The following is a 17104-nucleotide window of genomic DNA, read 5'->3' on the forward strand; positions in this document are numbered from 1 at the left end:
TTTGTGGTTAATGAATAATCGACCTAGGAAATGCTTAGATTACCAAACACCTTTGGAAGTATTTTTACACGAACTCTTATTAATTGAGTAAATAAAAAATTGTCGCATTAATTATTGCAATTCAACATAGAAAAAAGAAGCATGAATAATTCGTAAATTATCCGTGCTTCTTAATATTTCTATTTTTGTGAACTAGAATTGAAATCCTATCAGATATCGAATTTATGGCAGTAAATTCGGTATCTTTTATTTTACTTTAGTTACTGAATACTTGTGTTGAATAGATAATGATGTTGTCTCCATTTTCGTACGTATCAAGTTGAATTGCATGATCTAAATACGAACCATCCATCATGTTTTCATAGTGTCCTGGACTCTTCTTCCAATTATCAAATAATTTTTGAGCAATTTCTTTAGGTGTTGCATTGCGTGAAATGTATGTTTGTTGTAGGTTCTCTCCGACAATCGTTCCACCTTGATCAAAGCCAGGTGCGGTGAAGAATGATAATCCATTCGGTCTTGTATGTGAGAAATGCTCTGTAATTTCTGTTGTTCTATTTACGGCTGCAGTTTGTAAATGATCACCATAATTCAATTGACTCTGACCATTATTTAAGCGTTCTTGATTAACTAAATTATGGAATTCTTGAGTAACTGCATCTAAATTGACATTATTGGAATCAGTTACTGTTGTATCAACGGGAGGTAATTCATCTAATGTAGTTTCAGCTACTTGATCATTTCCTGTTTGATCTGGCGATTGTGTTGTTTCTACTTCTCTCTCCTGAGCTATCGTTGTAGGGATATCACCTTCGGTTTTCGGAGTGTGTCCTGGAATGTTATTTGGATCGTTATAGAATCTTTCTAACCAATAATTGTCGTCATCGTCCCAATCATCGTCGTCCCAGTCATCGTCATCCCAATCATCGTCGTCCCAGTCATCGTCATCCCAATCATCGTCGTCCCAGTCATCGTCATCCCAATCATCGTCGTCCCAGTAGTCATCAACCCAGTCATCGTCATCCCAATCATCGTCATCCCTGTCATCATCGTCCCAGTCGTCATCATCCCAGTCATCATCATCCCGGTCATCGTCATATGCACCAGCGACGTGAATACCTTGGTTATCTATGAGATCGATTAAGACATCTGAAGTATTGATATGATAATCCGAACTTAGACCATTTAAGTCTAATAATTCATTAACAGTCAATCCTGCAGCGGAAGCAATATTAGGAAGTGTGTCTCCCCATTGAACGACATAAGCAATTGAGCCTGCTTCTTCTTGACGAAGTAACTCCTCTTTTATTTCTTCAGGAGACTTTTCTTGCCAACGATTAATCAATGCATTTAAAGCAGCATTTTGTTCTTTTTGCACTATCGGATGGCTTAATACATTATTTGTTTGAGTTTTTTCTACATTTTCAGTTGCAGAATTAGCCAAAGCACTTTCTAAGATCTCAGTCGAATGACTAAAAGCTAATCCAATGGAAGCAACAACACCAATTGATAATAGAGCCTTTTTAACACTAAAACCTTTTCTTCTTAATAGATATTTCTTGTTTCGCATTTTCGTACCTTCTTTCTTATTTTTGACTTTGCTTTGCCAGTCGATACATAATACGAAAGCTATATCAATTTTAGGGACCTTTTTGGAGGATAATTAGATTAAATCAATAAATATTTGTGCTATGATTTAACCAACTACAGAAAAAGGTCCCTAAATTGTTAAAAAGTTACGTATTATATATTGAGCAGATAGGAGGCATTTCAAATCGAAAAACAAATTGAGCAACTAATTGAAGAACATTACGGCTTCATAATAAAAGTAGTTAGTGAGACTACCAATAGATATGTTAATGTTCAAAATGATGATGCTTTTTCAATTGCTTTGTTAGCTTTTAAGGAAGCCGTTGAAAAATATGACGAGTCAAAAGGATCCTTATTGAATTTTGTAAAAGTGGTTATTCGAAGTCGCGTGATTGATTATCTAAGGAAAGAAAAAAAGAATGAAGAGATGGCATCCTTAGATTCGATGGCAGAATCAGGCGTACAATTTCAAGACGAATCGAGACAAAGTGAAAATGTATTAGCGATTGAAATTGAAGAGTGGAAAAGTACGATTGAAGACTTTGATATTAGTTTGGAGCAGTTAATAGAAGAATCTCCAAAACATAAAGATAGTCGCGAAAGAGCTATTCATATCTCGGAGAAATCAAGTAAACATAAGCCGATAACAATTCCCTTATTTGAAAAGAAGCGTCTCCCTATAAAACTAACCGCAACATATAATAATGTCTCAGTGAAGGTTATAAAAGGAAACAAAGTGTTTATCACATCGACTATTATTATATTTAAAAATGGGTTAGCAAGCTTAATAGATTGGATAAAGAGGGGATAAGATGAGTAAATATGATGTAAAAGAAACGATTGTCATAGAAATCAAAGAAGATTACGTCATCGTCATGGACCCGAGTGGTGAAATTCATCGGTTGAAAAGAAAAGATTCTTTAGCCGTAGGTGATCAAATTTTTTACTTTGATTCTGATCGATATCAAGCGAAAGAAAAAGTTCGTCATGTGAATTTTAGGCCACTAATAAGTCTCGTAGCGGTTGCAGCAGTGTTGTTCTTATTCTTTAATCTTTCTCAAAATATTTTTGGTCCATCAGAACCTGCATATGCAGCCATTTCAATCGGAACTCAAGAAGGTGTTCAAGTTGAACTGAATGATGATTATGAAGTCGTTAGAGTCATCAATCGACTGGGTGAAATGGAGAATGAAAGTATAACTGAAGGAGAAAAACTAAGTGAAATTACGCCTTCACTGGTAAGTCTCATTGATGAATCAGATTCCTTAGATGTACTTATTGCTATCTCAGCCGCCAATGCGGATGATACGAATGCGATTGAGGATCTAGTAATAGATGAGTTAAGGAATGCAATGGCGAATAATAATATTGTCGTCATTAAAGGGTCAATGGAAGATTACGAAAATGCAACTCAACAAGAAGTCTTATTGGGTGATTATCAATTGGCTAATGCAAATATTTCATTGTGGACAGATGAAGAGAGTCGCGTATTATCAGCTAAAGAAAAACGTGACCGCTTATCAGGAAACGCGGAGTATTATAATTTTAACCAAAGTAGTGAACGTTTTAGAGAATTATTAGAAAGTATCTATAATCGCTCAGAAGTTCAAGAACTACAAAGCTTCTTCAAAGGATTAGTTACACCAAAACCAACAGATAATAGTGAATTTAATTCAGATGATGATTGGTTCGAATCGTTTTATGATGAAGATTCGTATAGTACTGATGACAATGTCAATAGTTCAGTGAATTCTTATATAGAAGGTGATGATGACTGGGATGACGATGACTGGGATGATGACGATTGGGACGACGATGATTGGGATGATGACGATTGGGATGATGATTTTGACGATGATGATGATTAATTTTTAAAAAAGGTACCTAAAAACAAATCGACATTCGTATTATTTAATAAGCCGAGCAAACGGTAAAAAAATAAGGGAGAGATAGAAAATGAAGATGAAAAAATTCCTTCTACTCAGTGCATCAATGCTTGCTCTAAGTGGCATTACGCCTGTAGTAAGTATTAATGCGCAAAATAATGATGTTGGTACTGTTGCGATTTCTCAAGAACAAACAAGTGAGTTACAAAATGCTTTTGATGAGGCAGTTTCACTTTATCAATCATACTATCCAAATGCCGAATTAACAGATATTGATATTCACATGCATCAAGAAACAGGGCAGTTTATTACAAGAGTTCTTGGTCGTGGTGAGACAGAAGCATATCAATTAATTAGATATAACGGGGAAAACTTTTTTGCAAGTAAATCTAGAGATGATGACGATGATAATTTAGCTATAAATGTTGATGAGCTGGCTTCCATCGAAGAAATCACTCAATCAGTCATGGATCACACTCAAAATAATAATATCGTTAATTGGAGTTTAGATAGTGATGATGATGATGATATCAGTGATGACGATAAACTAGAGTGGGAGATTACACTCATTGATGGTAATCGGGAAATCGAAGTCGAGATTGATGCCTTAACAGGGGATATTCTTGACCAAGATGATGATGATAGAAATGACATTAATGACGATGTAAATGATGACGATAACGACGATGATGATGATCGCCATTACTACCGTCAATTCTATAATGATTATAGTGGAAGCCGCCCAACAGTTTATGATAATAATTATTACTATGGACGTGATGATGATCGCTACGATGACGATGATAGGGATGACGACGACCGTTATGACGATGACTGGGACGACGATGATTGGGATGACGACGACCGTTATGATGATGACTGGGACGACGATGACTGGGACGACGATGACTGGGACGATGATGACTGAGACGATGACGACTGGGATGACGATGACTGGGACGATGATGACTGGGATGACGATGACTGGGACGACGATGACTGGGATGACGATGACTGGGACGACGATGACTGGGATGATGACGACTGGGATGACGACGATTGAGACGACTAACGAGACGCATCGTTTAAATTAAGACGATTCAAACTAAGTTGAATAATTATTTTTAACAAGAAAAAAACGTAATGAAAGTGGATTTGCTTCCCCTCTTCACTACGTTTTTATTTGTTTATCTTTTGAAGCTAGTCGCAGATCCAAGTTCCATTTTCAACGCGACACGATGCGCCAGTATTATCACCTAATACTTGAAACTGAGGTGTCGTAGGTTTAGTGATATTAATATTTGCTTCTTGTGCTGCTTGCTCTAAAGCTTGTTCAATCAGCTCTTGAGGTTGGGCACCACTAATGAGGTATTTTTTATCAATCACTAAAGCAGGGGCTCCTTGAATACCGTAAGCATTAACAAGCGCTAAGTCATTTAAGACTGCTTGTTTAGTTTCATCATTAGTTGCTTGTTTTTTCCATGAATCAAAGTCGATGGACGTTTCTTTTACTAAGTCATCAATGACATTTTGATCTGCTATATTTAAATTGCGTACAAACAAGCCTTCTTGAAGTTTATCAAAGACTTCCCAGTACATTGAATCGCCACCAATTAAACCTGCAGCTTTAGCTGCAATTAGACCAGGTTGCGAATGAGGGAAGTTGAAGTCAGTCTGTCTCATACCTTCGATATTAAAGCGGTGCTCATCATCGTTTTGATTTGCGGCATCCCAGTGATTTAAAACTTCGGGTTTAACTGCTTCATGACTGCCAAACATTTGCTCAAAGTGTTCTACTTCCCAACCTAGGGCAAATGAACGGTGTTGTATATCTAAATTCTGATATTTATCCATGACTTTTCGCATGCGATTTGCATCGGAAAGCAAAAAGAACAGATAACATCGTGAAAAAATTCGATTTCTAGCATAATAGCCTCCTTTATTCCGTAGTGTTAGTATAGCATCCACACCTATCATTACAATGGATATTTGATTGTGTAAGCGCTAAGCTAAATTATATTTTTTTTGCCAGACTAATTTACGTTCAGGGTGTTCAATATTTGATAAGTATAAGAGGTCACCTTCAATATTAACTGAACGTTTTTGTTTTGATCCTCGATATGCAGGGATAAGGCTTAATTATACAGAAGTAGTCATCACAGCTTTTTCTTCATCCAAACTAAAATGCCCTGAATATGCATGATACCCATGCATTCCCATTGCTTTCTCAACATCCGTTCTATAGTGAGCGACGGCATCTTTAGATAAAGCTTCTTTAGCCATTAATTGAACAGAGAATAAGCCAGTATGATCAAAGACTATAAAACCTTTAGCATCCTCACTTAAAGGGTAATAAATATGGTTATTTTGATCGACTGATTCGAATGATTTAAGTGACCAAGTGGTTCCGATTAATTGTTCTTCTAAGTTTTTCATATTTACCTCCAGATAATTGTAGTTGATAATTATAGAATACTATAGTTGTCTAAGATTGGCTGTATTCATGCTTGCGTACATTTTATTAAAAGTTTTATCGAATTAAAAAAGGGAATTATGTTATAGTAAATTAATTGACATATGAAGAAAAATGAATCAAAATATAATTAGTTTTTAACTATCCTGTAAGGAGGATTTAATTATGATAAATATTGGAATTGTAGGTTACGGTAATTTAGGGCGTGGTGTAGAGGCTAACTTAAAGAATGCACCAGACATGAACTTAGTAGGGATTTTTTCTCGTCGTAATCCAGATACTTTAGATACAGAAACTAAAGCATATCACATGGATGATATCTTAAACTTCAAAGATAAGATTGATGTTTTAATTTTATGCGGGGGGTCGCGTTCGGATATTCCGGAACAAGGACCCGCTTTGGCAGAACATTTTAACACTGTAGATAGCTATGACAATCATAGTCAGATTCCGAATTATTTTGAAAGTATAGACACTGTGGCAAAAGCACATAAATATGTGTCAATTATCGCGACGGGTTGGGATCCAGGATTGTTTTCTTTAAATCGTTTAATTGGAGAGGCTATCTTACCTAAAGGAGATACATATACTTTCTGGGGTGAAGGCTTGAGCCAAGGGCACGGAGATGCGGTTAGACGTGTTGAAGGGGTTAAAGATGGCGTTCAATATACAATTCCAAATACAGAATTAATTGATCAAATCCATGCAGGAGAAACCGTCGAATATACATCTAAATCCGCTCATAATCGTGATGTTTATGTGGTGTTGGAAGAGGGTGCAGATGCAGAAAAAGTAAAAAATGACATTGTAACGATGCCAGATTACTTTGAAGGGTATCAAACCGAAGTCACTTTCATTACGGGGGAAGAATTACATGCAAATCATGCTGGTTTACCACACGGTGGACGAGTGATTCGCTCAGGAGAAACCTCCCCTGACATGCAACAAGTCTATGAATTTGGATTAAATTTAGGCAGTAACCCTGAGTTTACAGCTGCAGTCAATGTGGCATATGCACGTGCCGCTTATAAATTGCATCAAGAAGGGCTTTCTGGAGCTCAGACAGTTTTTGATATTGCACCAAAATATTTATCACCTAAGAGTGCTGCAGATTTACGAAAAGAATTATTATAATGAGAACCCCCCGAAAGAAATGCGGTGACATTCCTTTCGGGGGTTATTGTTATCCTAATTTGATACTAGCATCTTCAAGTGCTTTCTCTGCCACTTCCATGACGATTTTACTATGTGTGAGTTTCTCACGAACAGTATCCATATCATGTTCATTAATGATGAGGTTGAAGGCGATAAATTCCTCATACATACGATGCGGGTGTACTTTTAAATCAATGACTTCTTCCGTGAGTTTTCCAATAATTTTAGTATAACTTTCTAACGTGTTTGTTGGACCATTAATAATGAGCGAGCCATCGGTTCCTTGAATCGTACTTTTAATCGGTGCGCTCGTGTCTTTAGATCCAATACAGACAACTTTTGTTTGATCATATTCCATGACTAATATTCCGGATGTATCAATTTCTCGTTCGATATTGGCATAATATTCAACCCGGTTTGGTTTGCCTAATAAGCCAACAACGAGGTGGATGTTATAAATATTAATATCCATTAGCGATCCGCCACCCATTTTTGGGTTAAAAGCCGGCAGAATAGTTCCTTCTTTGAAAGCGTCATAACGTGAAGAATACTGTGAATAATTACATTCAATGATTTTTAAATCACCAACATCATTTAAATCCTCTTTAAGTTGGGCAAAATTAGCAAAGTATTGATTGGTAATTGCTTCAATTAAAACTAAATCTTTCTCTAAAGCGATGGCTTCTAACTCTTCTAATTCTTTTAAGGTTAAGGTGAAAGGCTTCTCGCAAATCACATGTTTGCCTGCTTCAAGAGCTTTTTTACTAAATTCATAGTGCAGATGGTTCGGTAAGGCAACGTAGACAGTATCTACATCAGTGCGCTTAAGAATCTCATCTTCATTAGTATAAACCCCATCAATATCATAAGTGACGATTAAATCTTTGTTTTTTTCTATGCTCCGCTCAGAAGATAATAGAGCAGTTAGATTAATTTCTGGAATGTCTTTTACCATTTCTAAGAATTCTTGAACGATTTTTCCAGCGCCAAAGATAGCTAAATTCATAAAACTTCCTCCATTCAATGGTTTAACTTAAGTGTTTTGTTCCTTCTTCAAGTAATTTAATTTGTAGTAAAGTTTGGTCGTCTTTAACAACTTTATCTTGCTTGTTAATAAGTGTTTGATAGACATCTTCATAGAAGCGACTATAGTCGCCCACTTCAGAGATGACTTTTTCTTGATGATAGTGATTGTCATCATCCATATATGTTAATGTGCCGTAATGTTGGGGTAAGTCAACGCCAAAGTCAGGTTCAGTTGGCATGTAAAATTGTTTCAAATGCTCTTCCTGACGGTCTTTAGTCTCTTTAATAAATGAGCCTTTTTTACCATAAACAATAAAGCTAGGACGCGGTGTCAAACGGAAGTAACTAGATTTTACGGATACCTTTAATTTGCCGTAGTAAAGGTCTAAATCAAAGTAATCGTTCATTCGACCTTTACCTAATAACTGGCGCACGTCTGAATAAACTTCGTCAGGCTCTCCAAAGTATGAGATAACTTGATCTAAAGTATGGCAAGCATGTCCATACAAAAAGCTGTCAATTCGAGAATACGTACTATTCTCTGGTACTTCGGGTCGGAAGTAATCAAAATGCATCTCAAGTTCTAATAAATCGCCTAACTTATTTGATTCAATCACTTTTTGAACCGTTAAGAAATCTGAATCGTAACGTCTATTTTGATAACTTTGAACAAATAAATTCTTTTCATTAGCGAGCGTGAATAATTCTTGAGCTTGTTCAACTGTTTCAGTGAAAGGTTTCTCGACCAACATATTTTTCCCACGCAATAAACCTTCTTTAGCTAAGGGATAATGACTTGAACTTGGTGTTGTTACTACTACAAGTTGGATTTCTGGGTCATTATAAATATCGTCGATATTCGTTGTATACTGCACTCCTTCAATCGGAGTCCAGTCACTTTTTCCACTGCGAGAATAAATGGTTTTGATTTTTATTTTGTCAGATAATTGGGTTGAAAAAGGCAAATGGTAGCGATTAGTACTTTTACCATTGCCAATGTATGCAATTGTAAGCATGAAAATCCTCCCTTTATATTGTTATTACTAACTATATGCTAAAAATGAGAAAATTAATAGAGATAACTATTCGTAAGATATTATGAATCGAGAAAAAAATAAGGTACAATTTACATAATGAAAACTCTTTTATAAAAAATACATTTAAAAAAAAGGGGTAACGTATGATTAAATGGGGAATTATTGGCGCGGGAAATATTGCACATCGCTTTGCGACGAGTTTAGAACAAGTGAAGGGTGCACGTTTATATGCCGTAGCACGACGGACGATGGAGAAAGCAGAAGCTTTTAGAGCAGAACATCCATGTGATGTCAGTTATGATAATTATCAAACTTTATTAGATGATTCAGAAATTGATGCGGTCTACATTGCTTTACCACACCAATTTCACCTAGAATGGGTTAAGAAATCATTGCGAGCTGGAAAGGCTGTTCTGTGTGAAAAGCCGGCGACGCTGTCACTTCAAGAAATGGAAGAGATTACTGAGACGGTGAAAGAAACGAATGTATTCTTCATGGAAGCAATGAAAAGTCGCTTTGTCCCGGCTTATCGTGAGATTAAAGAGCGCATCGAAAAAGGAGGTATTGGTGAAGTGTTAAGTGTTTCAACGTCTCTGTGCCGTGTATTTACTGAAACGGATGCAAGTTATCACTTTGAGCCTGTTCAAGGGGGCTGTTTACTGGATATGGGAGTGTATAATATTTCATTGATTGAAGATTTCATGACATCACCGGTTCAAGTGAAAGCCGTAGATTATGAAGTGACAGATAATGGGGTTGAAGTCTATGTCGATGCGAAATTAGAATCGAATGGTGTGATTGGACGAGTGGAATCAGCTTTTGACCGTGAAACGGAGACAGTCGCAATTATTACGGGAACGATTGGAGAAATACGTATTCCAAACTTTCATCGACCAGCTTCATACACACTCACTTTAGCTGACAGCAATGAATCACAATTACATGAAGTGCCATATGATCATGATGATTTCTATAGTGAAATCGTTCATGTCGTTGAATGCATTCAAGAACACAAAACAGAAAGTCCGATCATGTCATTAAAGCATTCAGAGAATGTAGCTCAAATCATGGACCAAATTAAAGATGAGATTGTGTTATAATAGAAGGTTGTTATAAAAGATCTAAAGGAGGAATACAAATGAAAAATGGAACTAAACGTGCCGATATTCAAATCGGGACAAAAGTAAAGGTTGTTCAAAAACAAGATCAACGTTCAGGAAAATTGACTGAAGGAGTTGTCAAACGTCTCTTAACTAATTCACCTAATCACCATCACGGAATTAAAGTGATGTTAGAAAGTGGCATTGTAGGTCGAGTTAAAGAAATTATTGAATAATTTTTCAAAGGATGTATAATAGGTGACTTGAAAAAACTGAGAGGAGGAATGTAATGAATCTAACGTTTGATTTATATGAATTAAATACAATAACGATTCTTGTTCGAATTTTACTGGCTGTTCTCATTGGCGGATTAATTGGGATGGAACGTGGGATGAAGAATCACACGGCAGGGCTGCGAACTTATATTCTCGTCTGTCTTGGTTCTACCATGGTCATGATGACAAACCAATACGCTACTGAGAATATTGGGGGAGGAGACCCAACTCGTTTAGGTGCCCAAGTAATAAGTGGGATTGGCTTTTTAGGAGCTGGAACCATTCTTGTTACCAATCGAAATCGAGTGAAAGGCTTAACAACTGCTGCTGGTTTATGGGCGGCTGCCTGTATTGGTCTTGCGATAGGTATTGGCTTCTATGAAGGAGCGATTGCTGGTGGTATTGCCATTTTACTGATTATGACCTTACTTAGACCTTTAAAGAAAGTCATCCAAGGTAAGTCGAGTAAGATTGATTGTTATATTATTGCAGATTCTTTAGATAGCTTTAATCACTTTTTAGAATTTTGTGCGGATTTACGGGTGAATATCATTGATATGCAGATTGAGAGTGAGCATGTCATTGAGAGTGACTACGAAACGGACTCCAATGAAATTGTTTACTTTGTAGCTATCGATTTATATAACCGAATTCAGAAGCAAGACTTTATATTGCGTGTCAAAAACTTAAAAGGGATCAATTATTTTGAAGAATTAGAAGGAGAGTAGTCATACCCTCCTTTTTTTATTTCCAAATTTGTGCGTATTTCTTTTGATACTTGGAGTCATCGACAAAGGTGATAAGTTCAAGTGCTTGAGTTTTAATGACTTCGTCATGCGTTTCGTCATATAAATTGCGCATACCTTGTAAGAAGTCATTACGAATGAGTGTATAATTTTTTTCTTTGTCGCCATCATTGAAACGGTCTATCACGTGTGCTAAGAATAGATTCTTAGCCGCGTCGCTTCCAAGCCCGACTCGCCATAGAGTTTGAATAGTGTGGCGTGCAGTGACAAATTTTTCATCGAAAGTGACTTGCCATAAAGCATCAAAATCTTTTAAAATTCGGTCTTCAGGGTCGCTATAGGCAGCTAAGCGAGATAAATATTGGGCAGCTCGTGATCTTTGATGACCATCTTTATCTGATAATAATTCAATTAAATCATCCCAAACGTCATACGCCCAATCCACCGGTTGTTCTAAAGTCGAATTTAGTTCAATTAAAGCATTATAACGTTCTTCTTTGGTTCCATTTTTAGATAGTTCAAATAAGTCTTGGATTTTTTGATCCATAACGCACCACTTTCTATTGTTTTATTTCTAGCCATTGTTGATAGGCGATATTGAATACTTTTTCTAAAGTTGGTAAATCAATATCATCAAATTGTTTGAAACTAATGCTACTGCTACCAACCTTTACTTTCCCCAGTTGATCTTGATATTTCTTAGCCAAGTATGTCTTATCCTCAACTGCATTCACATACAGACTGAAGTAAGCTTTTTGCCGGGCTAAACCTACCATAAACCATGTTTCATCGGTCTTACCTTTTATTGGGATTTCTCCGTAACCGATGATTTGTTGTTGGGGCCCGCCCAAAAATTTACCTTCCCAAATATTGCGACTATCTCTGCCAAATTGTTTCGTTAACATTTGATCTAATCGAATGATAGTATCTTGATCCTTTTCGTCTAATTCATTTAAATATACATCAAACGTTGTGTCTGTTTTAACTGTCGCCATAATAAGACTTCCTTTTCTTAATCAATATATCATATTATTTATAAAAACACTGCGAAATTAACTTTAACTAAGTTGAATGATTTTGTTGATAGATTGTGTGGTATTAAAATATAGATATAAGAAAAGGAGAGGTTTAAATGGAATTCTATAATGTAAATGACGGAAATAATTTTCCTAAGATTGCTTTAGGGACAGTTGGCCTCAAAGGAGCAAAAGGCGTTCAGTCGATTAAGACAGCACTCAGAAATGGTTATGAGTTAATCGACACATCGACGAATTACAATAATGAAGGGGCTGTTGGGAAAGCCATTCGTGAATTAAATATTCCTAGAGAGCACATTCAAGTCTCATCTAAACTACCAGGAGCTAATCATGAATATGATAAAGCGATTGATGCGATACAAGAATCATTGTATCGGATAGGCATTGATTATTTTGATAAATATTTAATACATTGGCCACTACCAAAACGTGATAATTATGTTGAAGCTTGGCAGGCATTAGTTGATGCTCAGAAATTTGGTTTAATTAAGACCATAGGTGTGTCTAACTTCTTACCAGAACACTTAGACCGTATTATTGAAGCCACTGGTGTGACATCAGTAACGAACCAAATTGAACGCCATCCCTATTTCAATAATTTAGATTTACATCAAGCGAATAAAGATCGAGGGATACTTACGGAAGCATGGAGTCCACTTGGACGTGAGTTAAATGACTTATTAGAGAATAAAGTATTAGCTGAGATTGCTAGAGAACACGACAAATCAATCGCACAAGTAATTATTCGCTGGAATATTCAAACAGGTATCTTAGTCAATGTAAAATCAGGGCAACTGGAACATCAGATTGAGAATATTGATGTTTTTGACTTTGAATTAACCCAAGAAGAGATGGAATTAATTAATCAATTAGACAAAGGAAAAGAAGGTTTAGTTGAAGGGCAAGATCCTAGAGAATACGAAGAGTTTGACTAAGAAAAATAAAAAAATAAGAAGGCGAAAAAGATGAAGCTTTTACAAGGTCTGCATGCAGTTTTGGCTTTAATCATTGAAATTGTTGCTTTAATTAGTTTCGGCTATTTTGGCGCAAGCTTCTTCTCACAAAGGTGGTTACAAATATTTGGAGCTATCGTAACTGTGGGTGTCATCATTATTATTTGGGGAGCCTTTTTCGCACCGAAAGCAACGTACCCACTGCCAATTGCTTGGATGATCATCGGTAAATTCCTTATCTTAATGCTGCCAAGTTATATGTGGTTTCAAAAGGGGAATACTGTGTATGCCGGCAGTTGGTTTGTACTCATTCTTTTTCACCAGTTTTTTCTTTATAACTTTCGAGAAAAATCAATTGTATAAGTATTTAAACTGAGTGAAAAAACTCAGTCTTTTTTTTATAGATATTATTGGCGAATGATGAAAGTATTGCTATACTTATTTGTAAACGCTTAAATAAAAAGGAGACACATATGAAATTACAATTCAAAGCTGCTCTAGCACTCAGTTTACTTAGTTTAATGTATCAACCAGTCACAGTTAGTAACACTCAATATGTCATGGCAGAGGCCGTCGAAACGAGTGTCGAATCGGATGTCGTCACAGCCAATGTGAGCCAGCCTTTTCATTATAACCAACATGCCATACTCGAATTGGATGTCGAAGAGGGAGTACAAATTGAACAAATTGTTGCGGATGTCTCACAATTAGGAGGCTCTAGCCAATTAAACATCTCACCTGAATTATTAAAAGTGACCTTATCAGTCACACATGATGTGGAACCGGGTGACTATTCGATTCCGATTACTTGGTGGGATTCAGAAGAACAAGAATATCAAACTGAAACAACCGTGACGATTCTTCCGAGAGAGAAAGAAGAAGGAGAACTGGATTGGGATGAAGAAATTATTTACTTTATGCTGACAGATCGCTTTAAAGATGGCGATGAGTCCAATAATAATCCATGGAATTTAGCATACGAAGAAGCAGATAATCAACGAGGTGTTTATCAGGGTGGGGATTTTAAAGGGATTACTGAACAGATTGATTATTTAGATGAGTTAGGTATTACGACGATTTGGATATCACCGATTGTATCGAATATCGCTTATGATGTATCTTCAGGGACGAATGATGGGGCATTTTATGGCTACCATGGTTATTGGGCACAAAACTTTGAAGAATTGAATCCGCATTTTGGTACGTTGGAAGAGTTTCATGAATTAATTGATACAGCAGCTGAAAAAGATATAAAAATTATGGTCGATGTTGTCTTAAATCATGCAGGTTATGGCATGCACAGTAAAGATAGTGATGTCGATAATGCGCCCGAAGGCTACCCAACAGAGGAAGATCGAGAAGTGTTTGAGGGGATGTTGCGTGATTCCCCAGGTATGGATTCACTGACTCAAGAATTATCTGGTTTGCCTGACTTTACGACAAAAGAACAAGACGTCTATGAACAACTAGTTGATTGGCAGACAGCTTGGCTAGATTTATCAACCACACCTGCTGGTAACTCGATTTCTAGCTTTAGAGTGGACACAGTGATTCATGTTGATAATAAGGCTTGGCAACACTTTAGAAATGAACTCACAGCAATTGATCCAGACTTCCAATTAATCGGTGAAGTATGGGGAGCAAGTGCAACAAGTCCGAAAGGGTATTTGAATTCCGGAATGATGGATAGTGTCTTAGATTTCGAATTTAAAAACTACGCTAGAGATTTCATTAATGGTGACTTTAGAGGTGTAAACTCTCGTCTAGAACGCCGAAATGGTGCAATGACAAGTGCGAGTCCGACTGGGCAATTTCTAAGTAGTCATGATGAGACCGGTTTTTTATATATGATAAACGGCAATGAAGATAAATATAAAGTGGCAGTCACATTACAAATGACTGCTAAAGGGCAACCAGTCATTTACTACGGGGAAGAATTAGGTCAGACGGGAGCCAATAATTGGCCGGTGTATGACAATCGGTATGATTTAGCATGGGACCAAACGGAAGACAATGATATCTTAACGCACTATAAGAAATTACTTCAATTCCGTCGTGCAAATTCTGAATTGTTAGCTCGTGGTTCTAGAGAAGTTTATGGTCAGTCATTAGAAGATCAATGGACAATCGTGACTAGAGAGCTTGAAGGGGAACAAGTTTATATTATCTTTAACTTATCTGAAGATTCACACACAATAAACTTACCCGTATCATCAGAAGATGCAGCAATAACTGATTATTATAGTGACCTCACCTATACTGCGGAGGCAATTGAATCGGGAGAAGCAAGCATTGAATTGATGATTCCATCAATTTCAGAAGGCGGCACAATGTTGTTAGTAGTAGAAGACGGCGAACTGACTCCAATGACTGAGGAGTGATATTCAGTGACTGTGATGCAAATTTCTTTATACTGAAATAAGTCACACTGTACAAATTATGAAAGGAGTTTGATATGTTTAATTTATTAAAGAGGGTATCTCAATTATGTAAATATTTATTAGTTGTAATCCTCGCTGTATCAACGATGACACCGGGATTAGTCTCGGCATCTGAACAAGTGGAAGGAGATTTTGAAGGAAACTTAGCCCAACAAATTCAAGACTTTTCCCAGGAACTTAGACCCTTAGTATCAGAGGAAGTGGAAGAGAATGCGCTTTACTCACCCTTATCGTATTACTTAGCCTTACTCACCTTAGAACCAGGTTTAACCGGATCAGAAAAAGAACGACTCAGTGAAGTTCTAATTCCAGAGGGGATGGACCGAGATGAGTATGTTGCCTCGATGGCAAGTTTTATAAAGGAAGCGACCGAAGGTGATGAACCAATCTTTGATACGAAAACGTATCTTTTAGGTCGGGAAGATTTAAAATGGAATTCGACTTATTTGGAAGATACAAAAGATTTAGCGACTGAAGCGAGTCGAGTTGATTTTCAAGATTCATCAACCTACGAGTCATTGAATGAAGATATTGCTGAATTAACGGAAGGTCTGATTGATCCGTATTATAGTGAAGCACGTATCGCTGAGATGACATCCAATGATTATTTACAAATAGTCATGATGAATTTACTGTATTTCAAGAGCAATTGGTTAAATGTGTTTAACGAAGAATTAAATACAGACGAAACTTTTTACGGTCGCGATGATGAAACAGTTGTTCCAATGATGCATTTGGAAGAAAGTATTCCTTACTTAGAAGGAGACGGCTTCCAAGCTATCTTACTTCCGTATCGTAACCAAGCTAACTTATTAATCGTCATTCCTGATGAATCGGCAGATGATGAAAGCATGTGGGAAGCGTATCAATGGGTATTAGAACAAGAGGAAGAAATTAATAACAAGACAATCGCTTTAACTTTACCGAAATTTGAAAGTAGTGGTTCCTTTGATTTAACGAACTCGTTAGATGCTTTCGACTTAAGTAATTTTAAAGAAGACTTGGGTGAGACCGACTTTTTCACTACTCAAGAAGAAACTGCTTTGAGTCAAATTCTTCAACGCGTTGAACTTGTTCTGGATGAAGAAGGAACAAGTGCAGCGGCAGTCACAGAGATAAATATTGAAACAACGATGGCGCCGGTTGAAGAAGAACCGATTGAATTAAAAGTAGACCGCCCCTTTGCTTACGGGATCATCTATAAAGATATTCCTTTATTTGAAGGATTGATCCATAATATTTCTGAATAAATATACTTACCTGAATAATTCATAGTTTTACTAATAGTCTTTCCTAACATTGATTTAATAGTCTTTAAAGTAATCTGCTTCATCACCCATTAGGTGATGAAAAAAGACCCCCTTTCTGATATGGTTAATTCACCA

General features: G+C 36.7%; 18 protein-coding genes and 1 pseudogene. 12 read left to right on the forward strand and 7 right to left on the reverse strand.

All coding sequences use genetic code 11. The annotated features are described in order from the left end of the window. Positions 1-256 precede the first annotated feature (256 nt). Positions 257-1570: a CAP domain-containing protein gene (locus tag ACEN3Z_RS09525; protein ID WP_407090665.1), complete on the reverse strand. Its 1314-nt coding sequence runs from the start codon at positions 1568-1570 to the stop codon at positions 257-259. A 216-nt stretch (positions 1571-1786) separates the two neighbouring features. Between ACEN3Z_RS09525 and ACEN3Z_RS09530 the strand changes: the two genes are divergently transcribed. The 4 genes from ACEN3Z_RS09530 to ACEN3Z_RS09545 all read left to right on the forward strand — a co-directional run bounded on the left by ACEN3Z_RS09530 (position 1787) and on the right by ACEN3Z_RS09545 (position 4570). After that, entirely contained in the window at positions 1787-2401 is a 615-nt protein-coding gene (locus ACEN3Z_RS09530) for a sigma-70 family RNA polymerase sigma factor (protein ID WP_407090680.1), read from the forward strand. A 1-nt stretch (position 2402) separates the two neighbouring features. Further along, positions 2403-3458: an anti-sigma factor domain-containing protein gene (locus ACEN3Z_RS09535; protein ID WP_407090666.1), complete on the forward strand. Its 1056-nt coding sequence runs from the start codon at positions 2403-2405 to the stop codon at positions 3456-3458. An 88-nt stretch (positions 3459-3546) separates the two neighbouring features. Next, positions 3547-4404, forward strand: coding sequence for a PepSY domain-containing protein (locus ACEN3Z_RS09540; RefSeq protein ID WP_407090667.1), 858 nt, complete (start codon positions 3547-3549; stop codon positions 4402-4404). Beyond that, the gene (locus ACEN3Z_RS09545; RefSeq protein WP_407090668.1) at positions 4331-4570 is read left to right on the forward strand and encodes a hypothetical protein; all 240 of its coding nucleotides are present in this window, start codon (positions 4331-4333) and stop codon (positions 4568-4570) included. Before ACEN3Z_RS09540 ends, ACEN3Z_RS09545 begins: the two co-directional genes overlap by 74 nt. 106 nt (positions 4571-4676) lie before the next feature. Here the strand turns inward: ACEN3Z_RS09545 and ACEN3Z_RS09550 are convergent. Further along, positions 4677-5404 (reverse strand): annotated as a pseudogene (locus ACEN3Z_RS09550) (DsbA family protein). Between the two features lie 211 nt (positions 5405-5615). Continuing rightward, the gene (locus ACEN3Z_RS09555; protein ID WP_407090669.1) at positions 5616-5912 is read right to left on the reverse strand and encodes a lipocalin-like domain-containing protein; all 297 of its coding nucleotides are present in this window, start codon (positions 5910-5912) and stop codon (positions 5616-5618) included. Positions 5913-6114: 202 nt separating this feature from the next. Here ACEN3Z_RS09555 and ACEN3Z_RS09560 point away from each other — a divergent pair, with 202 nt between their 5' ends. Further along, on the forward strand, positions 6115-7083 hold the full coding sequence (locus ACEN3Z_RS09560; RefSeq protein WP_407090670.1) for a diaminopimelate dehydrogenase: 969 nt from the start codon (positions 6115-6117) through the stop codon (positions 7081-7083). A gap of 49 nt (positions 7084-7132) precedes the next feature. On the opposite strand, the gene ACEN3Z_RS09565 is transcribed toward ACEN3Z_RS09560, so the two are convergent. Together ACEN3Z_RS09565 and ACEN3Z_RS09570 are read right to left on the reverse strand one after the other, a co-directional pair. Beyond that, the gene (locus tag ACEN3Z_RS09565; RefSeq protein ID WP_407090671.1) at positions 7133-8110 is read right to left on the reverse strand and encodes a Gfo/Idh/MocA family protein; all 978 of its coding nucleotides are present in this window, start codon (positions 8108-8110) and stop codon (positions 7133-7135) included. 22 nt (positions 8111-8132) lie between these two features. Next, positions 8133-9146, reverse strand: coding sequence for a Gfo/Idh/MocA family oxidoreductase (locus ACEN3Z_RS09570; RefSeq protein ID WP_407090672.1), 1014 nt, complete (start codon positions 9144-9146; stop codon positions 8133-8135). 164 nt (positions 9147-9310) lie between these two features. Here ACEN3Z_RS09570 and ACEN3Z_RS09575 point away from each other — a divergent pair, with 164 nt between their 5' ends. From ACEN3Z_RS09575 to ACEN3Z_RS09585, 3 genes are read left to right on the forward strand one after another with little or no spacing between them, the layout of a single operon-like run. Next, positions 9311-10267: a Gfo/Idh/MocA family protein gene (locus ACEN3Z_RS09575; protein ID WP_407090673.1), complete on the forward strand. Its 957-nt coding sequence runs from the start codon at positions 9311-9313 to the stop codon at positions 10265-10267. Between the two features lie 38 nt (positions 10268-10305). Continuing rightward, positions 10306-10503 (forward strand): YwbE family protein, encoded by a 198-nt coding sequence (locus ACEN3Z_RS09580; protein ID WP_407090674.1) that lies wholly within the window; start codon positions 10306-10308, stop codon positions 10501-10503. A 53-nt stretch (positions 10504-10556) separates the two neighbouring features. Next, positions 10557-11270, forward strand: coding sequence for an MgtC/SapB family protein (locus ACEN3Z_RS09585; protein ID WP_407090675.1), 714 nt, complete (start codon positions 10557-10559; stop codon positions 11268-11270). Positions 11271-11286: 16 nt separating this feature from the next. Here the strand turns inward: ACEN3Z_RS09585 and ACEN3Z_RS09590 are convergent, their stop codons facing one another. Together ACEN3Z_RS09590 and ACEN3Z_RS09595 are read right to left on the reverse strand one after the other, a co-directional pair. Beyond that, positions 11287-11835 (reverse strand): hypothetical protein, encoded by a 549-nt coding sequence (locus tag ACEN3Z_RS09590; protein WP_407090676.1) that lies wholly within the window; start codon positions 11833-11835, stop codon positions 11287-11289. 13 nt (positions 11836-11848) lie between these two features. Then, positions 11849-12283, reverse strand: coding sequence for a hypothetical protein (locus ACEN3Z_RS09595; RefSeq protein ID WP_407090677.1), 435 nt, complete (start codon positions 12281-12283; stop codon positions 11849-11851). A 137-nt stretch (positions 12284-12420) separates the two neighbouring features. Between ACEN3Z_RS09595 and ACEN3Z_RS09600 the strand changes: the two genes are divergently transcribed. The 4 genes from ACEN3Z_RS09600 to ACEN3Z_RS09615 all read left to right on the forward strand — a co-directional run bounded on the left by ACEN3Z_RS09600 (position 12421) and on the right by ACEN3Z_RS09615 (position 16969). Then, the gene (locus tag ACEN3Z_RS09600; protein ID WP_138405313.1) at positions 12421-13260 is read left to right on the forward strand and encodes an aldo/keto reductase; all 840 of its coding nucleotides are present in this window, start codon (positions 12421-12423) and stop codon (positions 13258-13260) included. 30 nt (positions 13261-13290) lie between these two features. Continuing rightward, positions 13291-13641, forward strand: a complete 351-nt coding sequence (locus ACEN3Z_RS09605) for a DUF2568 domain-containing protein (protein ID WP_338489754.1) — start codon at positions 13291-13293, stop codon at positions 13639-13641. A gap of 110 nt (positions 13642-13751) precedes the next feature. After that, a complete protein-coding gene (locus ACEN3Z_RS09610; RefSeq protein WP_407090678.1) occupies positions 13752-15659 on the forward strand; it encodes an alpha-amylase family glycosyl hydrolase in 1908 nt (635 codons plus the stop codon). Positions 15660-15733: 74 nt separating this feature from the next. Then, a complete protein-coding gene (locus tag ACEN3Z_RS09615) occupies positions 15734-16969 on the forward strand; it encodes a serpin family protein (RefSeq protein ID WP_407090679.1) in 1236 nt (411 codons plus the stop codon). The last annotated feature ends 135 nt before the right edge of the window (positions 16970-17104 follow it).

The sequence above is a fragment of the Ruoffia sp. FAM 26254 genome (assembly GCF_045528545.1).
Lineage (GTDB): Bacteria > Bacillota > Bacilli > Lactobacillales > Aerococcaceae > Ruoffia > Ruoffia halotolerans.

What these genes read in the sequence shown, in the direction of transcription:
- ACEN3Z_RS09570 (WP_407090672.1), bottom strand. Translation starts at nt 9,146, where the DNA reads ATGCTTACAATTGCATACATTGGCAATGGTAAAAGTACTAATCGCTAC.
- ACEN3Z_RS09585 (WP_407090675.1), top strand. Translation starts at nt 10,557, where the DNA reads ATGAATCTAACGTTTGATTTATATGAATTAAATACAATAACGATTCTT.
- ACEN3Z_RS09540 (WP_407090667.1), top strand. Translation starts at nt 3,547, where the DNA reads ATGAAGATGAAAAAATTCCTTCTACTCAGTGCATCAATGCTTGCTCTA.
- ACEN3Z_RS09600 (WP_138405313.1), top strand. Translation starts at nt 12,421, where the DNA reads ATGGAATTCTATAATGTAAATGACGGAAATAATTTTCCTAAGATTGCT.
- ACEN3Z_RS09580 (WP_407090674.1), top strand. Translation starts at nt 10,306, where the DNA reads ATGAAAAATGGAACTAAACGTGCCGATATTCAAATCGGGACAAAAGTA.
- ACEN3Z_RS09615 (WP_407090679.1), top strand. Translation starts at nt 15,734, where the DNA reads ATGTTTAATTTATTAAAGAGGGTATCTCAATTATGTAAATATTTATTA.
- ACEN3Z_RS09565 (WP_407090671.1), bottom strand. Translation starts at nt 8,110, where the DNA reads ATGAATTTAGCTATCTTTGGCGCTGGAAAAATCGTTCAAGAATTCTTA.
- ACEN3Z_RS09595 (WP_407090677.1), bottom strand. Translation starts at nt 12,283, where the DNA reads ATGGCGACAGTTAAAACAGACACAACGTTTGATGTATATTTAAATGAA.
- ACEN3Z_RS09560 (WP_407090670.1), top strand. Translation starts at nt 6,115, where the DNA reads ATGATAAATATTGGAATTGTAGGTTACGGTAATTTAGGGCGTGGTGTA.
- ACEN3Z_RS09610 (WP_407090678.1), top strand. Translation starts at nt 13,752, where the DNA reads ATGAAATTACAATTCAAAGCTGCTCTAGCACTCAGTTTACTTAGTTTA.
- ACEN3Z_RS09545 (WP_407090668.1), top strand. Translation starts at nt 4,331, where the DNA reads ATGACGACGACCGTTATGATGATGACTGGGACGACGATGACTGGGACG.
- ACEN3Z_RS09555 (WP_407090669.1), bottom strand. Translation starts at nt 5,912, where the DNA reads ATGAAAAACTTAGAAGAACAATTAATCGGAACCACTTGGTCACTTAAA.
- ACEN3Z_RS09525 (WP_407090665.1), bottom strand. Translation starts at nt 1,570, where the DNA reads ATGCGAAACAAGAAATATCTATTAAGAAGAAAAGGTTTTAGTGTTAAA.
- ACEN3Z_RS09535 (WP_407090666.1), top strand. Translation starts at nt 2,403, where the DNA reads ATGAGTAAATATGATGTAAAAGAAACGATTGTCATAGAAATCAAAGAA.
- ACEN3Z_RS09575 (WP_407090673.1), top strand. Translation starts at nt 9,311, where the DNA reads ATGATTAAATGGGGAATTATTGGCGCGGGAAATATTGCACATCGCTTT.
- ACEN3Z_RS09605 (WP_338489754.1), top strand. Translation starts at nt 13,291, where the DNA reads ATGAAGCTTTTACAAGGTCTGCATGCAGTTTTGGCTTTAATCATTGAA.
- ACEN3Z_RS09590 (WP_407090676.1), bottom strand. Translation starts at nt 11,835, where the DNA reads ATGGATCAAAAAATCCAAGACTTATTTGAACTATCTAAAAATGGAACC.